Below are 17,125 nucleotides of genomic sequence, written 5' to 3'. Positions count from 1 at the left end.
AGGCCATCTTTGCGTAATTTCTCTCACTTGGTGCAAGTCTTGTGTGGTTGATTCTGAATGGGGTGGCTTGTGCCTAACCATTTTTAAAGTTAAATTTTGTTTAAGAATGACCTGCAATACAGGTTCAGCTTTAAAAATCTGCTTATCTTGCCCTACACATTTTGCATATGGAAAATACAGATGTAATTATCATAGGTGGAGGGGCAGCAGGTTTAATGGCCGCCCGTACGCTTGCCAAAGCAGGTAAAAATGTTGTACTGCTTGAAGGGCGTAACCGGCTTGGAGGCCGTATTCATACGCTGGAGCATGGCACATCCCTTGAGCCAGCCGAACTGGGTGCCGAATTTATTCATGGCGATTTACCTGTTACCCAAGGTTTGCTTAACGAGGCGGGCATTAAATACACTCCGGCTTCTGCTTCCATGTGGAGGTATGATGATGGAAAGTTTATAGCAGAAGGGCATGTTATTGAGCATTGGGATGAGTTTCTGGAGCGAATTATGCAACTGAAACAAGACATGAGTATGGAAGCATTTATGCAGCAGGAATTTTCGGGGGAACAGTATGACGGTCTCCGGGAGTCGGTAAGGGCGTACGTGTCGGGCTATGATAATGCCGATCCTAAAAAGGCGAGCGCTTTTTCAATCCGTAAAGAATGGCAGAACGAGCATGAGGATGCTCAATATCGCATAGAAGGTGGTTATTGCATGCTGATCAGCTACCTGGCAAATGAATTTAAACAGGCGGGCGGGCATATCTACCTTAATGCCGTTGTAAAAGATATTGATTGGGGAAAGCACCATGTTACGGTGAGCACGGACATCGGAATAACCTATCAGGCAACGCAATTGCTGATTGCCGTACCGCTTGGCATCTTGCAGGCAGAAGCCGGATTAAAAGGTACATTGAGTTTTGATCCTCCGGTTGACTATTATATAAATGCCTTAAAGTCGCTCGGCTTTGGCGCCGTAATTAAAGTGTTGTTGGAGTTTGACGATGCGTTTTGGTACAATGATGAAACGCGGCAAATGACTGGGGCCGATTTGGAAGACATGGGTTTCCTGTTTTCAAAAGAAGCTATCCCTGTTTGGTGGACTCAGATGCCTGTACATCGCCCGCTGCTTACCGGTTGGCTCGGTGGTCCGCCAGCAGCAGCACGTTTAAATACCACCGACGAAGATGTTCTGATAGAAGCACTTGGCTCCATCTCCAATATTTTTAAGATAGACATCGTGAACCTTAAAGAAAAACTCCTCACCTGGAATGTAATCAACTGGACAGTAGATCCATTCGCACGTGGGTCATATAGTTATGATACCGTTGAAACTGCCGGGGCAAGGAAGATCTTAAGTCATCCAATCAGTGATACCCTGTTTTTCGCTGGCGAATACCTGTATGAAGGTACAGCTATGGGAACTGTTGAAGCAGCACTTACCAGTGGGTTGAGGGCTGCTGAAATGTTATTGGGGTATGAGTAGGACAGCGTTATTTTACTTTTAGTTTAGTTGGGTTCTGTCTGTTATCCCAAAATGTAATTAGGTTAATTAATTTTTGATCTTCTGAAATTTGGTATATGAGTGAAACATTTTCATGTAGTACAGCTTGCCTGATTAAGGTATCGTTTTTATGCTGTTGAAATAGAAAAGGATTATTGCTTATTTTAATGATTACGCCGTCAGTTCTGGAAATGAACGCATTAATTTCTTTTTCTGTCCATTTATATTCCAGATATTCAATTACTTCGAGATAAGTTGATTTGGCCTTGTCTGACCACAAAACCATGAAATTCACGCCTTGTAATTATATCTCGCTTTAATTTCCTGCATTACCACGTCGTGCGGAGTTACCCTGCCATGTTTTATATCTTCTAAGCCCTCGTTAATCGCCTGTTGTAATGCTTCTTCGTTTTTCAATACAGCAATAGCATTCTGAAGTTTATCAACTTCATTAGCATTCAAATCGGGTAATGAATTGATAATGTCTTCTACGGATAATTTGACTTGAACTGTAAGCATAATCAAATTTAACTAATTTATTCGTCTGTATCAATTTATTCCACCTTCCAATAATTCCCGCTCACTATGATCATATCCAGCATTTTGATGGTATTATCGTAATAATCGTAGTCCTTCAGTTTAAAGGCAATTAGGTAATCCCAAACTTTGTTAAGCCATTGCTGATTGCTTTGATCAACCGTTGCTGATACAACGAATGGCGCTATAAAGCTCAGCGCTTCAAAATATCGTCCTTTAATATCATTCCCTTCAAGCGTATACCCCGCCGAAATATTATCAGGGTTGCCATCGGTAGTTTGCCTGATCCATCTGTTTATCGGGGTTACAAAAGCTTTTGCGCGCTTATCGCCATATAGTAAATAATCAGTAGCTATGCGCCATGGAACGCGACATGCATTGTAGTTATAGTAGCTATCATACTTTGATTCCATGTAATTAGCCTGCGCAGGCCTGGCTTGGGCGTTTATACCTCTTATAAAGTCGGGAACCAAGCCGGCATCCGGACTGTAAGTTTTCTGCATATAACTAAATAACCGGTAGTTGTTATCAATAGCTTTTTGCCATTTGCCGGTTTTTGATGCGCCTTCAAATGCTTTAAAGTTGGCAGGCATAAAGTCAGAAGCGCGCATGTCATAATAATCTTCGCTATCTCCATCGCTGCCATCGCTCAGTAAAACAGAATATGTTTTAGGGTTGATTTCATAGCGCATAATAGCCGCCATTGCGTTTTTAGCTTCCTGCAGATAGTTGATATGGCCTTTGCTTCCCCATTGCTTATCAGCTAACAGTAGAGAGTATGCTATATCCATATCACCGTCGGTAGCAGCATCCTTGTCGTGGTTTTTGCAGTTTTTTAGCTGGGCCCAGGCCATTAAATAAGGGGATGCTTTGGCCGGATGAGCTTTATAATAGTTATACAAGCCATCATAAACGGTTTTTGCCTGCTTATCATAACCCGCCATCAGTGCGGTAATCACCATGCCGTAGCCTTGCCCTTCGGATACACACTCTTTACCAGGCTTTTCAAACCAAACGTAAAACTGGTCTTTATCGCAACCTGGTTTTATGTAACGGCGTTTCCACTGGTCGTAGAAAGTAGTTACTTGTTTATCCAGTTGTTGCTGATTTAGGTGGTTAGGCCTAATAGTACCAGCCGTATACCTGCTATGTTGCGGAAACGGCCTTAATGCAACCTGTGCATGAAGGCCGTTCAGGACAAATATCGAAAATAGCATCAGGCTATATCGCACGTAGTTCGGGGTAAGCGGCAACGTCGTCAAATTCATTACACAGCATCTCGGTTTTGCAAAAATGGTTCTTGAGGCAGCTCAAAAAGTTCTGAATTGCCGGCGTATCCTTACAGGTAGCGGCGTACCAGGTACGTTTTGCTATACTATGGTGCAATGGTTTTGTAACAATGTGTTTACCGGGTAGGTATGGCTTCACAATCCAGTCGGCCATAACGCTAATTCCGAGGCCTGCATTTACCATCTCAATAGTAGCATCTGTGTAGTGAATCCGGCTCAATGTTTTGGGCTTTACATGCTGCTCCTGGATGAGGGTTTCGATGATCGGGGTCTCCTGGTAAGAGGGGTCATAAAGGGCCAGAATCAGCTCCTGATCCTGGAAGTCGCAGATGTCAATAACAGCCTTTTTTGCCAGTGGATGATCGGCCGGTAAAATGGCTATCAGGCGGTCTTCAAAAATGGGTTCGTAAACGATTTGTGTGTTCACCATTTGAGTGCGCACAATGCCCAGATCAAGGTCGCCGCGCATCAGGTATTCGAGCGGCCTGCGGCTTGCATCCGAAACTATATTTATGTTAATATCAGGCCATTGGCTCTTAAAATCCTTAATTACGCCGGGCAGCCAGTGGTATGCGGTGTAGCATTGCATACTGATATTGAGCTTGCCGGTTTTGCCATTTTTATAGTTGTTAATATCTTCTTCAAGAGTACGTATTTCGGCCAATATTTTTTCCGAACTTCGTAGGAAACGATAGCCCACTTCGGTAAGCTGAAGCTTCTTTCCCTGGCGATGGAACACCTCAATATCCAGCTCCTTCTCCAGCTCTTTTAACTGGTGGCTCAGGGCCGATTGAGTTAGGTGTAAAGCGCTTGCTGCTTTGGTCAGTGAGCCCTCTTTTGAAATGGTATCAACTAACCTGAAATGATGTAATGCAATATTCATTATTAGTTTTGCTAATGATTTACACAAAATTAATTCATTTTTTTCATGAATCATATAGGTATACATTTGCTGTGTATAAAATACACCTCATGTTAAACACAAATTCAAAAAAATTACTCCTGTTTTTTTTGAGTGTTTCATATGTCTTACACGCGCAAGCTCAGCAAAAAGTCCTTTCCATTAAGGATGCTGAACAAATGGCCCTTGCTAACTATGCTTCCATCAAGTCGAAGGCAAACCAGCTTAACGCCTCTAAGGCATACCTCAAAGAAACAAAAACGGAGTACCTGCCGGACGTAAATTTCTCCGCGCAGCAGGACTACGGCACAGTGAACGGCCAAAACGGACCATCGTATGGTTACCGGGGCCTGTCGGTATCCTCATCGGGGCCAGCTTTGGCCAAACAGAACTGGAACGCCGCTTTTGGCGCTCTGTATTTAACCAACGTTAGCTGGGACTTTTTCGCCTTCGGCAGATCAAAGCAAAGGATCGGCGTACAGAAAACCATCGTATCGCGCGACGAAACTGATCTTGCACAGGAGCAATTTCAGCACCAGGTACGTGTTGCCGCTACTTACTTAAACCTCCTTGCGGCCCAGCAACTTGCCAAAGCACAGCAGGATAACCTTAACCGTGCAATGGACTTACAAAAGGTAGTGGTTGCCCGTGTTAAGAACGGTTTAAACCCGGGAGTGGATTCATCACTGGCCAACGCCGAAGTATCTAATGCTAAGATTGCATTAACCAACTCACAGCAAACTGTGCAAGACCAAAGCAATCAGCTTTCTATTTACTTAGGTATTCCGGCACAGGAGTTTCAGCTGGATAGTGCTTTCATTACCAAGCAGCCAACCAACCTGGAGGCATTGAGCGCTGTTGCTGCTACAGATCACCCTACTTTAAAGTTTTATCAAAACAGGGTGAATGTGAGCGATCAGCAGGCTAAATACCTTCGCACCTTTGCCTTGCCTACCTTTAGTTTGTTTGGTGTTTACCAGGGCAGGGGATCTGGTTTTAAGTCAGACTATGGTGTTGATCAATCAAGTTATACCAGCAGTTACGGCGCAGGTGTTGACCCAACCCGTTATAACTACCTGTTTGGTATTGGCATGGTTTGGAACTTTACCAGCGTTTTCAGGACCCACTACCAGGTTCAATCGCAAAAGTTCACATCAGAGCAATTGAAAAACGACTACGAACTGGTTGATAAACAACTGGAAGCACAGCGCACCCTGGCCGAAACACGCATAGGCAATGCTCTTAAAAATGTAAACGAAGTACCGGTTGAAGTTTCGGCCGCCAACAACGCTTACATTCAAAAATATACACTGTATAAAAACGGACTATCAAACATAGTTGATTTTACACAGGCGCTTTATACCCTTAACCGGGCCGAGGTTGACAAATACATAGCCCTTAACAATGTATGGCAGGCATTGCTGTTCAAATCAGCTGCCACCGGCGATTTTGGGTTATTCATCAATAATTTTTAACAGTTACACACATATACAATGGGAATGATAAAAGGGGCGCTGCAAAAACCAATTACCATATTGGTTATAGTGGCCGGGCTGTTCTTCTTCGGTATAAATGCGGTGCGGACTATCAAGATCGATATATTTCCCGATCTTAACCTGCCGGTTATATATGTATCGCACCCATACGGCGGTTTCACCCCAAACCAAATGGAAGCTTACTTTGGTAAGCAATATGTTAACCTGTTGCTTTTCGTATCGGGCGTAAAAAGTATCGAAACGAAAAATATACAGGGCTTAACGTTAATTAAAGTTACTTTTTACGAGGGCACCAACATGGCCCAGGCCGCGGCGGAGGTCACGAGTTATACCAACCGGGCCCAGGCCAGCTTCCCGCAGGGGTCGCAGCCGCCCTTTATTTTGCGCTTTGATGCCTCAACGCTGCCGGTTGGTCAGCTGGTGTTGAGCAGCGCTACCCGAAGCAATAACGAGTTGCTCGATTATGCTTTGGTTTACGTACGTTCATCATTTACCTCAATTCCGGGCCTTGTTGCTCCGGCACCTTTTGGCGGTAACCAACGTACCATCCTGATCAAAGCCGACCCTAACCTGTTACGCTCGCATAACTTAACCCCCGATCAGGTTGTGGCTGCCCTGCGCGAGAATAACCAGAATACGCCTGCAGGTAACGTGCGTATAGGGGATTATAACTACCTGTCGCCGGCTAATACTACCATTAAGAAGGTTCAGGATTTTGGCGATATTCCGCTATATAAAAACGGTATTCAAACCGTGTTTATGAAAGATGTGGCTACCATTGAAGATGGTGCCGATATCACCAACGGTTACGCGCTTATTAACGGCAAACGTTCGGTTTATCTGCCTATCACCAAATCGGCCACAGCTTCAACATGGGATGTGGTACAAAACCTTAAAAAAGCGCTTCCCCGCTTCCAGGCTTTGTTGCCGGAGGATGTGAAACTGTCGTTTGTGTTTGACCAGTCGGTTTACGTAATCAACGCGGTGAAAAGTTTGGCCGAAGAGGGGGCGATTGGTGCGGTACTGACAGGTTTGATGGTATTGTTGTTTTTGGGCGATAAACGCGGCGCGCTTATCGTGATCCTTACTATCCCTACCTGCGTTATTTCGGCAATTTTCTTCCTGTCGCTGGCGCATCAAACCATCAATATCATGACGCTGAGCGGTCTGTCGCTGGCTATCGGTATTTTGGTGGATGAATCGACGGTAACTATCGAGAATATTCACCAGCACTTTGATATGGGTAAACCTAAGGCTTTAGCTATATGGGATGCCTGTAAGGAGATCGCCTTCCCTAAATTACTGATCCTGTTCTGTATCCTGGCGGTGTTTGCACCAGCCTTTACCATGAACGGTATTCCTGGAGCGTTGTTCCTGCCGCTGGCATTGGCTATCGGTTTCTCTATGATTGTTTCTTACTTCCTGGCGCAAACCTTTGTACCTATCATGGCCAACTGGATCATGATCAACAAACACGAAGATCACAGCCACAAAGATGGTTTTGCCTTAGAAGATGAAGGTGAGCCATGGGAGCAGAAAGAGAAAGCCATGAAGGCTGTGCTTGAACACAAAGGTCATAAAGCAACCAAGTTTGATAAATTCAGGGATAGCTTTATGCGCCTGATGGATCGTATGCTGCCCAAACGTGCGCTGATTGTATCTGTTTATGCTGTAGCTGCAATTGCCCTGGCAGTACTACTGCTCAATACTATTGGTCGCGACGTGTTACCTAAGGTAAACTCCGGCACTTTCCAGGTAAGGTTACGTGCACCGGACGGTACCCGTTTGGAGCGTACCGAGCTTGTTGCAGTTAAAGCACAACGTATTTTAGGTGATATTGTAGGCAAGAAGAATATTGAAATCACATCAACATTTGTTGGTTCGCACCCGTCATCATTCTCAACCAACCCTATATACTTGTTTATGGCGGGTCCGCAGGAGTCTGTTATGCAGGTGAGTTTGAAAGAGGATTATAAGGTTAATCTCGATGATCTGAAAGAAAAATTCAGGTATCAGATGGCCAAACAATTGCCGGAAATTAAATTATCGTTTGAGCCGATTGAATTAACGGACAAGATTCTGAGCCAGGGTTCGCCAACACCTATTGAGGTTGCACTTACCGGTAAAAACAAAAAGCAAAACGTTGAGTACGCGTTTAAGATCATTGAAAAACTAAAAAGCATCAAATACCTGCGCGATGTGCAGATAGGACAGTCGTTTAACTATCCTACTATCGATATCAATATCGACAGGCAGCGTGCGGCACAATTAGGTGTAGGTTTGAACGATATATCACGTTCACTGATAGCGTCAACATCATCATCAAGGTTTACTGAAAAGAATAACTGGATAGATGAGAAATCGAACTTAAGCTACCTTGTGCAGGTGCAGGTTCCGGAATATCAGATGGCCAGCCTGAACGATGTTAAAGAAATCCCGGTACTGGCAAACCAGGCACGCCCGGTACTTGGCGACGTTGCTGACGTTAAAACAGGAACCACTTTTGGTGAAGACGATAACGTAGGTGCTGTACCAACAATTTCTGTTACAGCTAACATCAACAAAAAGGACTTAGGCACAGCCACCCGCGATGTGCAGAAAGCTCTTGATGAATTGGGCACCCCTCCACGCGGCTTAACAGTTGAATTGCATGGTTTGAGCCAAACCTTAATAGCTACGCTTGATAGCTTACAGGGCGGTTTAGTTGTGGCGGTATTGGTGATATTCCTGATGCTGGCAGCTAACTTCCAGTCGTTCAAAATATCATTCGTAGTACTGTCAACGGTACCTGCGGTATTGTTTGGTTCGTTGTTGCTGGTTAAAATGACAGGCGCTACGCTTAACCTGCAATCATATATGGGTATGATCATGTCGGTGGGTGTATCTATATCAAACGCGGTATTGTTGATCACCAACGCCGAAGAGCTTCGCAAGCACAATGGCGATGCGCTGAAAGCAGCACGTGAAGCGGTAGCCTTACGTTTACGCCCTATTTTGATGACCAGTTTGGCGATGGTTGTAGGTATGATCCCTATGGCATCGGGCTTAGGTGAAGGTGGTGATCAAACATCACCATTGGGCCGCGCCGTTATAGGTGGCCTTATTGCTTCTACCTTTGCAGCACTGTTGATATTACCATTGGTTTTTGCCTGGGTACAAGGCAATGCCAGTACCCAATCTGTTTCATTAGACCCTGAAGATAAAGAAAGTAAATTTTATGTCCCTTTGCACCATCATGAATAAGCTAAAAAATAAATCAATATTACTGCTTGCTGTTTTAGCTATGGCAGTAAGCTCCCTGAGCGCCTGCCACTCAGATGATAAAGAGAAAAAGGAGCAGCAGGAAGAGGAACAACAGCAGGATGCTGTTGAAACCCCAACCGTACAATTGGTACCGGTAACTAAAGGCAGGTTAAGCAGCGCCATCACTATTCCCGGCGAGCTGATCCCTTACCAACAGGTTGATCTGTATGCGAAAACCAACAGCTATGTTAAAAAACTTTTGGTTGATATCGGTTCGGAAGTACACCAGGGGCAGCTTTTAGCTGTGCTTGAAGCGCCTGAAATTAACTCGCAATTGGCTGCGGCACAATCACGCATCAAACAATACGAGGCTATTTATTTTGCCAGCAAAGCTACCTACGACAGATTGGTTAGCACAAGTAAAACTCCCGGTACCGTTTCTCAAAACGATTTGGAGCAGGCCGAAGCTAAAAAGAATGCCGATCTGGCTAACGTTGATGCTGCTAAATCTGGCTTGAAAGAAGTATCGGCTAATTTGGCTTACCTGGAGATCCGCGCTCCGTTTGATGGTGTGATCACCAGTCGTAACGTTAACCTGGGTGCCTATGTTGGCCCGGGAGGCAAAACAACTGATCCGTTGTTTACAGTACAGGATCAAAACAGGATGCGTTTAGTGGTATCTGTACCGGAAATTTATACCGGCGCGCTAAGCAACAAAAGCGAAGTTAATTTTACCGTAAGGGCATTACCAAGCGAAAAGTTTACCGCACAGGTAAAACGTATAGCCGGCGCGCTTGACGAAAAGTTACGTGCAGAACGCCTGGAGATGGACGTTTACAATAAAAGCAAAAAACTGATCCCGCATATGTTTGCCGAAGTTAGCGTACCTCTGCCGGCTGGTGACAGCACTTTTGTGGTGCCAAAATCGGCAGTAGCAACTTCAACCGAAAAGGTTTTTGTAATTAAGGTTGTTGATCACAAAGCTGTTTGGGTTGATGTTAAAAAAGGCCTGACCAATGGCGATAGCATCGAGATCTTCGGTGGCGACCTGAAAGCTGATGACAAACTTGTAAAAGCAGCATCAGATGAAATCAGGAACGGATCGACTTTGAAATATTAATAATTGAAAATACGTTGATTTGAATCAACGTTATGGATAGTGCGAAGGGAAAAAACAGAAGCCCGAAAGCTGAAAAGCTTTCGGGCTTCTGTTTTTATAAAAACTATGTCATTGCGAGGAGGAACGACGAAGCAATCTCGTAGCTATGCAGAGCGGCTATGCGTCCGTGCGGTTGCCACGCTATCGCTCGCAATGACATGATTTAAGATGATTTTACGCTATTTTCCGTCCGCCTGCAACTTCTTTATAATCCCGGTCCCCACGGCGTCCGTGCTTTCAGCGGCATTGGATAATACAACCACCGCCAGCTTTTTATCGGCATTAAAAGCTAAAAAGCTGCTGCTGCCGTAAGTGCCTCCATTGTGAAAAATGTATTCAACGCCATCAACCAAAATGATGTGCCAGCCAAGGGCTATTTTGGCATCCTTGCTGTAAGTTATTTGATGGGTGAGTTCAAAGGCCTTTGATAGCTTATCAGCGCCACTGGTCATGTTAGCCTTTGCATATATCAGCAGATCATTTACTGTTGAATGTAGGGCCCCACAAGCGGCAAGAGCGTTAAAATCCCAGGCTACTGTTGCATCACCGTACTGGCTGTATACTTTAGTAAAGTGGGAGAGTTGTAAAGCGCTTAAATGTTGTACCGTATTTTTCATCGCTAACGGACTGCAAATCACTTCCTGCACCATCTGATCAAATGTTTTGCCGCTTACCTGCGATAATATCGTCCCTAATAAACCTACTCCTAAATTGGAATATGCATATTGCTCGCCCGGCTTACTATTGAGTTTGCAGGTTTTCAAATAGCTGTATAATAATCGCTTATTATAACTTTTATAAGGATTAGCCGCACTGGCCGAATCGAACTGAAGGTTTTCTGGGATCCGGGCCAACCCGGATGTATGATTGCTTAAGGTTTGGAGGGTTACTGCGTTTAACGCGGCATTGTTTTTTACCGAATCGGGCAAGTATTTGGTTATCGGGTCGGTTAATTTTACTTTACCCTCATTGGCGTAATAAGCCAGCAAGGTGGCTGTAAATGTTTTGGTGATGGAGCCGATTTCATATAGGGTACTCGCCGTCGGTAATTGTTTGTTGCCCCGGGCTGTTTCACCATAATTATAAATGCTGATCTGGCCGTCTTTAAATACACCTATACTTAAGCCAACCGTGTTTGCTTTTTGAATGTAAGAGCGGGCTATTTCATCCACCTGTTTATCCATCGTATTGAGCAGTTTATTGGATGTGGGAACCTGTGTTGTTTTATCCGCAGTAACATCTTTAAAGGGCTGAAACAGGAAGAGTTCTATCTTATTACCTGCGTCAAGGCTCATAAGTAGTTGTAATGTTACCGACTGAAATACCAGCTTATATGTGCTCACCTTATTATTAACAAAGCTGATTACCGTTGAACCCTTTATTTCATTTAATGGGAATAGTTGTTGTTCGCTAAGGCTGCGGAACTGTCCTGCACTTACCGCATGCCTGAAGTTTTGGCCTGTTAAGGCATAAATGGAGTCGGCCTGTTTGGCGTTGAAGAATTTTTTCACCAGCACAAATACCGAATCGGTTTTAAACTGCTGATGGCTTTGGGCGAAGGTGGCACCCGGGATAAATAAAAGTAGGATAAAACAGAGCCTGAGTTTCATGAAATGCAATTCGTGTTATATTGAAATATCGTTTAGTCTTTAGTCACAAGTTTTAAGTCGAAAGATTGGGTTTGGCTTAAAACTTAATATTAATTGACTTATATATCCTGGTAATCTTTGGCAAAGTAGTTATTGGCCAAAGGATCGGTTAAGCGTATAAAGCGTTTTTCATTGTATTTCCATTTCATACGGAATATGATAACGGCAATACCTGCACCAATTATATAATTATAACCAATAAAAGCAAACATATCGCCGGGTTCGGCCAGGAGGGTATGCAAGTCGGTTTTGCCGCTTAACGTAAACCAGATCATACTGCTTATAATAGATAAAGCTAAACCGGCAATAAATCCACCATCGATAATGCAATAGTTCCAAATACCACGCTTGCGGGCATGTTCCCATTTTTTTACAAAGCTGATATTCTCAATATCTTCTTCGGTGAGGCCTTTGGCTTTGAGCTTTTCGGCCTGGGTTAGTTTGTACTGATAGCGATAATAGCCCTGTATAAACGAAAACGGGAAAAATAAAAGAAAAATAAGGTTGCCATTGTCGTAAATATACAAGGCGACAATAACAGCAAGATAAACCAGCTGGGTTTTATAAGTATGTTTCAGATATGTTTTAAAATCAAATTTCATACCTGAAACATGCTGTTATATGGTTGGTGTTTGACCGGCCAGCAGGTACAGCACTGCCATACGTACGGCAACTCCGTTTTCTACCTGGTCGAGAATGATGGATTGTTTGCTGTCGGCCACATCGCTGGTGATTTCCACGCCGCGGTTGATAGGGCCGGGGTGCATAACGGTGATTTCTTTATCTAATGAATCGAGGATAGTTTTGTTAAGACCGAAAAGCATGGTGTATTCCCTAAGTGAAGGGAAATACTTGATGTCCTGACGTTCCAGCTGAATGCGGAGCATATTGGCTACATCGCACCAATTAAGTGCTTTAATAAGGTTATGTTCAACCTTTACACCCAATGAGCCGATATATTTAGGAATCAACGTAGTTGGTCCGCAAACCATTACTTCCGCTCCCAATTGTTTAAGGCATAAGATGTTTGAAAGCGCCACGCGCGAGTGGAGGATATCACCCACAATCACCACTTTTTTGCCTGCCACGTCGCCATATTTTTCGCGGATTGAAAAAGCGTCAAGCAAAGCCTGGGTAGGGTGTTCATGCGCGCCGTCACCCGCGTTCACGATCTGTGCCTTTACGTGTTTCGACAGGAAGATGCCCGCGCCGGCATAAGGGTGGCGCATTACCACCATATCAACCTTCATAGCCAGGATGTTGTTTACCGTATCAATCAGCGTTTCGCCTTTACTTACCGATGATGATGAAGCTGCAAAGTTGATCACATCGGCCGAAAGTCTCTTTTCGGCCAGCTCAAATGATAAACGGGTACGGGTTGAATTTTCAAAGAAAATATTGGCAATAGTAACATCCCGCAACGACGGCACTTTTTTGATCGGCCGGTTTAAAACAGATTTAAAAGTATCGGCAGTTTCAAATATCAGCTCAATATCTGCCCGGTTCAAATCTTTTATACCCAATAAGTGTCGTGTGCTCAGTCCTGCCATGTCGGTAATGATCCTGTTATATTATTTCTATTTGTTATTAGTCATGTCATTGCGAGGTACGAAGCAATCGCACTGAGGCGGAGCCGCTCTGTATAGCATGCGATTGCCACGCTATCGCTCGCAATGACATATTATATTATTCCTGTGCCTCTGAAACCAGCACTATCTTGTCTTCCCCATCCGTATCTTTCCAGCTTACCACTACTTTTTGCGACGCTATAGAATCCACTTCAATACCTACATAGTCGGCAGATACCGGGATGTGGCGTGAGTAGCGACGGTCGACCAAAGCTAAAAGCTCGATTTTCTCTGGCCTGCCGAATGCCTGCATGGCATCCATCGCTGCGCGGATGGTGCGGCCGGTCCACAGCACATCGTCCATCATGATCACTTTTTTACCTTCAATAATAAAATCAATTTTGGTTTGATTAGGTACCAGCTGCGATTCACGGCGACGAAAATCATCGCGGTAAAAGGTGATATCGAGGTCGCCCTGCAGTATATTTTTATCCGGAAGGATTTTCCTAAGTTCTTCGGCAACGCGTTTGGCTAAATAAATGCCACGCGGCTGGATACCAATTAGTACTGTATTTGAAAAGTCGTTATGATTTTCAATTAACTGGCGACATAAACGTTGTATGGTGATTTGAAACTTTTGTCCGTCGAGCAGTGTTAGATTTTGCATCGTATGGGTGGATTTGGGCAAAAGTAATAATTTGTTTTGAGTTTTGGAGGATGAGTTTTGAAAGTGGGGTTAACAATAATCCTTTTTAAACAGTCGCTCTTCACGGCGTCATTGCGAGTAACCACCAGAGAGACCCTGGAAAAAATCGTGATGACGAGCAAAATATATTTTAGGGATGTTGTGCGGAGGCCGCGTTAGTGATTGCAGTGTAAAGCCCGCAGCGTGTGTAGGGAGTGAGGGCAGGAAAGGCGAGGACTTATAACGGAAAGCCCGGGCCGCAGGCAACGCCCATGTTATAAAATAGATTTTTAAAATATATTTTATAATCAACAACTTACAATTGCGTCATTGCGAGGTACGAAGCAACCCCCTACGTACAGAGTCGCTTTTATGGCCGTCCTGTAAAGTTTGCGATTGCTTCGTACCTCAATGACGGGTGGGAGTTGGGAATGAGGATTACTCTGATAGCTTTTTCAACGCTTCCATCGCCTTTTCCGCATCTTTTTTAGCTACAAAAATGTGGTCATGATAGTAGGCTGCCACCACATTACAGCTGATGTTTTCTTTAGCCAATGCGGTTGCAAATGCTGCAGTAAGCCCGGTTGCTTCCAGTGATGAATGGATGGTTAAAGTGATCCAGGCGGCAACGTAGCTATATTCAAGGCTTAATTTATCCGCGGTTTCCTTTTTGAGGATGACGGTTATAGCTTCCTGTTCTTTAAAAAACGCTATAATGTCATCGGTGTTAATGTTATTTAAAGATGTTGTCGTGCAATAAACATAATCACCTTCATTTAGTACGGGTGTCATGTTTTTGAGCAGGGTCTTGAGATTGGTTTCTCCGGTCATATGACAAAAGTAAATTAAAAACATGCTAACTCGCGCTCGTTTAAAACGAGTGTGCAGCCTGGGTTTGCGTTTGTAACGCAAAGGCGATACAATCGCCAAACCATATTAAGCGCTCGTTACAAACGAGCGCAAGTATAACATGGAATACAAAAAGTTTCACCCAACAAAAAAGCCTCCCGATTTATCGGGAGGCTTGTATAAAGTGTTAAGCTAAAATTATGCTTCTTCTTCAGAGCTATTAGCAGCAGGTGCAGCCTTGCGGGCTTTGTTTTCAGCACCTTCCATTTGCTCTTTTAATTGAGCTAATACGCTAAGATCGCCTAAAGTTGATTTTTCAACAGAATCTTTCACTTTTTTCACCGCGTTAGTAGCAGCTTTTGCTTCTTTTTTGCGGTTTTCAAATTCCTGTACGCGGGCATCAGCGCGGGCTTCTTCCCAGATACGTGAGTGTGAAATAACGATACGTTTGTTTTCTTTGTTAAATTCAATGATTTTGAATTCAGCAGCTTCTTCAGCTTTTAAGCTCTTACCGTCTTCTTTAACCAGGTGTTTGGTTGGCGCAAAGCCTTCAACACCGTAAGGTAAAGCAACGATAGCACCTTTGTCAGTTACTTTGATAACGGTACCTTCGTGGATCGAGTCGATAGTGAAGATAGTTTCAAAAGTATCCCAAGGGTTTTCTTCAAGCTGTTTGTGGCCTAAGCTCAATTTGCGGTTTTCAACATCAAGTTCAAGTACAACCACGTTTAATTTTTCACCAACTTTAGTGAATTCGTTAGGGTGGTTAACTTTTTTAGACCAAGAAAGGTCAGAGATGTGGATCAAACCGTCGATGCCGTCTTCCAGTTCAACAAACACACCAAAGTTGGTCATGTTTTTAACTGTAGCTACGTGCTGAGTACCAACTGCGTACCTTTCAGCAGCGTTTTGCCATGGATCAGGAGTTAATTGTTTAACACCTAATGACATTTTACGCTCTTCGCGGTCTAAAGTCAATACTTGAGCTTCGATCTCGTCACCAACTTTCAGGAATTCCTGAGGGTTGCGCAGGTTTTGTGACCATGACATTTCTGACACGTGGATCAAACCTTCAACACCAGGGATGATTTCAAGGAATGCGCCGTAATCAGCAACGGTAACGATTTTACCTTTAACTTTTGAACCAACCTGAATGTCTTCAGAAAGGCTTTGCCAAGGGTGAGGGGTTAATTGTTTCAAGCCAAGAGCGATACGTTTTTTCTCGTCATCAAAGTCAAGAACAACAACGTTGATCTTTTGATCCAATGCCAGGATTTCACGTGGGTGCTCAATACGGCCCCAAGAAATATCTGTAATGTGCAGTAAGCCGTCAACACCACCAAGGTCAATGAATACACCAAAGTCGGTAATGTTTTTAACGGTACCTTCCAATACCTGACCTTTTTCAAGGCGGGCAACAATTTCAGTTTTTTGATTTTCCAGATCGTCTTCGATAAGCACTTTGTGCGATACCACAACGTTCTTGAATTCGTGGTTGATTTTAACAACTTTGAATTCCATAGTTTTACCTACATACACATCGTAATCCCTGATAGGTTTGATATCGATCTGTGAGCCAGGTAAGAAGGCTTCAACACCCATAATGTCAACAATCAAACCACCTTTAGTACGGCTCTTAACAAAACCGGTGATGATCTCATCATTATCAAGGGCTGAATTAATGCGCTCCCATGATTTTTGAGTTTTTGCACGTTTGCGTGAAAGTACTAACTGACCGTTAGCATCTTCCTGCGACTCAACAAAAACGTCAACTTTGTCACCGATCTTCAGATCAGGAGTGTCACGGAATTCTGATACTGATACTAAACCGTCTGATTTGAAACCTACGTTAAGTACAACATCTTTGTTGTTAACGTTAACAACAGTACCGGTGATGATTTCGCCTTTGGTGATAGAGCTGAAAGTTCCATCATACAATTTCTCAAATTTCTCACGGTCGTCATCGCTGTAGTTACCAAATTTTTTATCGTCAGCATCCCAGTCGAAATCTTCGCTTGGTGTAGCTGCAATTTTTGATTTGATCTCTTCGATAGATATTGAATCAGCTTCTGATTCAATTGTTTCTTTTTCGCCAGCCGCTTTAACTGTACCCAGTTCAGCTTCTTTCGCTTTTAATTCTTTTTCTGCTTCTTGTTTTTTTGCCATTAAATAATTTTTCTCCTTTTCCCAATTTGTTAATTGGGACTGCAAAGGTACGGATATATTTTATTGAAAAAAGAAATTTTTTAATGT

At 43.6% G+C, this 17,125-nt stretch carries 13 protein-coding genes; 4 read left to right on the top strand and 9 right to left on the bottom strand.

Translation table 11 applies throughout. The features are described from left to right. Positions 1-167: 167 nt before the first annotated feature. Positions 168-1,478: a flavin monoamine oxidase family protein gene (locus BMX50_RS27685; RefSeq protein WP_091218246.1), complete on the top strand. Its 1,311-nt coding sequence runs from the start codon at positions 168-170 to the stop codon at positions 1,476-1,478. A gap of 309 nt (positions 1,479-1,787) precedes the next feature. On the opposite strand, the gene BMX50_RS27675 is transcribed toward BMX50_RS27685, so the two are convergent. The 3 genes from BMX50_RS27675 to BMX50_RS27665 are packed head-to-tail and all read right to left on the bottom strand — an operon-like array spanning position 1,788 to position 4,205. Further along, positions 1,788-2,015 carry a hypothetical protein gene (locus tag BMX50_RS27675; RefSeq protein ID WP_091218239.1) on the bottom strand — a complete coding sequence of 76 codons (228 nt, stop codon included), beginning with the start codon at positions 2,013-2,015 and terminating at the stop codon, positions 1,788-1,790. Positions 2,016-2,050: 35 nt separating this feature from the next. Further along, the gene (locus tag BMX50_RS27670; RefSeq protein WP_091218236.1) at positions 2,051-3,301 is read right to left on the bottom strand and encodes a family 8 glycosyl hydrolase; all 1,251 of its coding nucleotides are present in this window, start codon (positions 3,299-3,301) and stop codon (positions 2,051-2,053) included. Continuing rightward, positions 3,255-4,205, bottom strand: coding sequence for a LysR family transcriptional regulator (locus tag BMX50_RS27665; protein ID WP_167668127.1), 951 nt, complete (start codon positions 4,203-4,205; stop codon positions 3,255-3,257). Before BMX50_RS27665 ends, BMX50_RS27670 begins: the two co-directional genes overlap by 47 nt. Before the next feature lie 89 nt (positions 4,206-4,294). Here BMX50_RS27665 and BMX50_RS27660 point away from each other — a divergent pair, with 89 nt between their 5' ends. The 3 genes from BMX50_RS27660 to BMX50_RS27650 are packed head-to-tail and all read left to right on the top strand — an operon-like array spanning position 4,295 to position 10,082. After that, positions 4,295-5,698: a TolC family protein gene (locus tag BMX50_RS27660; protein ID WP_091218356.1), complete on the top strand. Its 1,404-nt coding sequence runs from the start codon at positions 4,295-4,297 to the stop codon at positions 5,696-5,698. 18 nt (positions 5,699-5,716) lie between these two features. Next, positions 5,717-8,962, top strand: a complete 3,246-nt coding sequence (locus tag BMX50_RS27655; RefSeq protein ID WP_091218227.1) for an efflux RND transporter permease subunit — start codon at positions 5,717-5,719, stop codon at positions 8,960-8,962. After that, positions 8,955-10,082 carry an efflux RND transporter periplasmic adaptor subunit gene (locus tag BMX50_RS27650; protein WP_208864815.1) on the top strand — a complete coding sequence of 376 codons (1,128 nt, stop codon included), beginning with the start codon at positions 8,955-8,957 and terminating at the stop codon, positions 10,080-10,082. Before BMX50_RS27655 ends, BMX50_RS27650 begins: the two co-directional genes overlap by 8 nt. Positions 10,083-10,300: 218 nt before the next feature. Here BMX50_RS27650 and BMX50_RS27645 read toward each other — a convergent pair whose 3' ends face one another. The 6 genes from BMX50_RS27645 to rpsA form a co-directional block, all read right to left on the bottom strand. Continuing rightward, on the bottom strand, positions 10,301-11,731 hold the full coding sequence (locus BMX50_RS27645) for a serine hydrolase domain-containing protein (protein ID WP_091218218.1): 1,431 nt from the start codon (positions 11,729-11,731) through the stop codon (positions 10,301-10,303). A 98-nt stretch (positions 11,732-11,829) separates the two neighbouring features. Then, positions 11,830-12,372: a hypothetical protein gene (locus BMX50_RS27640; protein ID WP_091218213.1), complete on the bottom strand. Its 543-nt coding sequence runs from the start codon at positions 12,370-12,372 to the stop codon at positions 11,830-11,832. A 15-nt stretch (positions 12,373-12,387) separates the two neighbouring features. Further along, entirely contained in the window at positions 12,388-13,320 is a 933-nt protein-coding gene (locus BMX50_RS27635) for an aspartate carbamoyltransferase catalytic subunit (protein ID WP_091163068.1), read from the bottom strand. A gap of 136 nt (positions 13,321-13,456) precedes the next feature. Next, a complete protein-coding gene (gene pyrR / locus BMX50_RS27630; RefSeq protein ID WP_091218210.1) occupies positions 13,457-14,005 on the bottom strand; it encodes a bifunctional pyr operon transcriptional regulator/uracil phosphoribosyltransferase PyrR in 549 nt (182 codons plus the stop codon). Positions 14,006-14,461: 456 nt separating this feature from the next. Next, positions 14,462-14,854 carry an ACT domain-containing protein gene (locus BMX50_RS27625; RefSeq protein ID WP_091218207.1) on the bottom strand — a complete coding sequence of 131 codons (393 nt, stop codon included), beginning with the start codon at positions 14,852-14,854 and terminating at the stop codon, positions 14,462-14,464. A gap of 216 nt (positions 14,855-15,070) precedes the next feature. Continuing rightward, positions 15,071-17,038, bottom strand: coding sequence for a 30S ribosomal protein S1 (gene rpsA / locus BMX50_RS27620; RefSeq protein ID WP_091218204.1), 1,968 nt, complete (start codon positions 17,036-17,038; stop codon positions 15,071-15,073). Positions 17,039-17,125: the final 87 nt, after the last annotated feature.

The sequence above is a fragment of the Mucilaginibacter gossypiicola genome (genome assembly GCF_900110105.1).
GTDB lineage: Bacteria > Bacteroidota > Bacteroidia > Sphingobacteriales > Sphingobacteriaceae > Mucilaginibacter > Mucilaginibacter gossypiicola.
This window is presented reverse-complemented; position numbering and strand designations above follow the sequence as displayed.

Bases quoted from the DNA above. Each gene is read 5' to 3' on its own strand.
- BMX50_RS27685 (WP_091218246.1), top strand. From the start codon at position 168: ATGGAAAATACAGATGTAATTATCATAGGTGGAGGGGCAGCAGGTTTA.
- BMX50_RS27675 (WP_091218239.1), bottom strand. From the start codon at position 2,015: ATGCTTACAGTTCAAGTCAAATTATCCGTAGAAGACATTATCAATTCA.
- BMX50_RS27670 (WP_091218236.1), bottom strand. From the start codon at position 3,301: ATGAATTTGACGACGTTGCCGCTTACCCCGAACTACGTGCGATATAGC.
- BMX50_RS27665 (WP_167668127.1), bottom strand. From the start codon at position 4,205: ATGAATATTGCATTACATCATTTCAGGTTAGTTGATACCATTTCAAAA.
- BMX50_RS27660 (WP_091218356.1), top strand. From the start codon at position 4,295: ATGTTAAACACAAATTCAAAAAAATTACTCCTGTTTTTTTTGAGTGTT.
- BMX50_RS27655 (WP_091218227.1), top strand. From the start codon at position 5,717: ATGGGAATGATAAAAGGGGCGCTGCAAAAACCAATTACCATATTGGTT.
- BMX50_RS27650 (WP_208864815.1), top strand. From the start codon at position 8,955: ATGAATAAGCTAAAAAATAAATCAATATTACTGCTTGCTGTTTTAGCT.
- BMX50_RS27645 (WP_091218218.1), bottom strand. From the start codon at position 11,731: ATGAAACTCAGGCTCTGTTTTATCCTACTTTTATTTATCCCGGGTGCC.
- BMX50_RS27640 (WP_091218213.1), bottom strand. From the start codon at position 12,372: ATGAAATTTGATTTTAAAACATATCTGAAACATACTTATAAAACCCAG.
- BMX50_RS27635 (WP_091163068.1), bottom strand. From the start codon at position 13,320: ATGGCAGGACTGAGCACACGACACTTATTGGGTATAAAAGATTTGAAC.
- pyrR (WP_091218210.1), bottom strand. From the start codon at position 14,005: ATGCAAAATCTAACACTGCTCGACGGACAAAAGTTTCAAATCACCATA.
- BMX50_RS27625 (WP_091218207.1), bottom strand. From the start codon at position 14,854: ATGACCGGAGAAACCAATCTCAAGACCCTGCTCAAAAACATGACACCC.
- rpsA (WP_091218204.1), bottom strand. From the start codon at position 17,038: ATGGCAAAAAAACAAGAAGCAGAAAAAGAATTAAAAGCGAAAGAAGCT.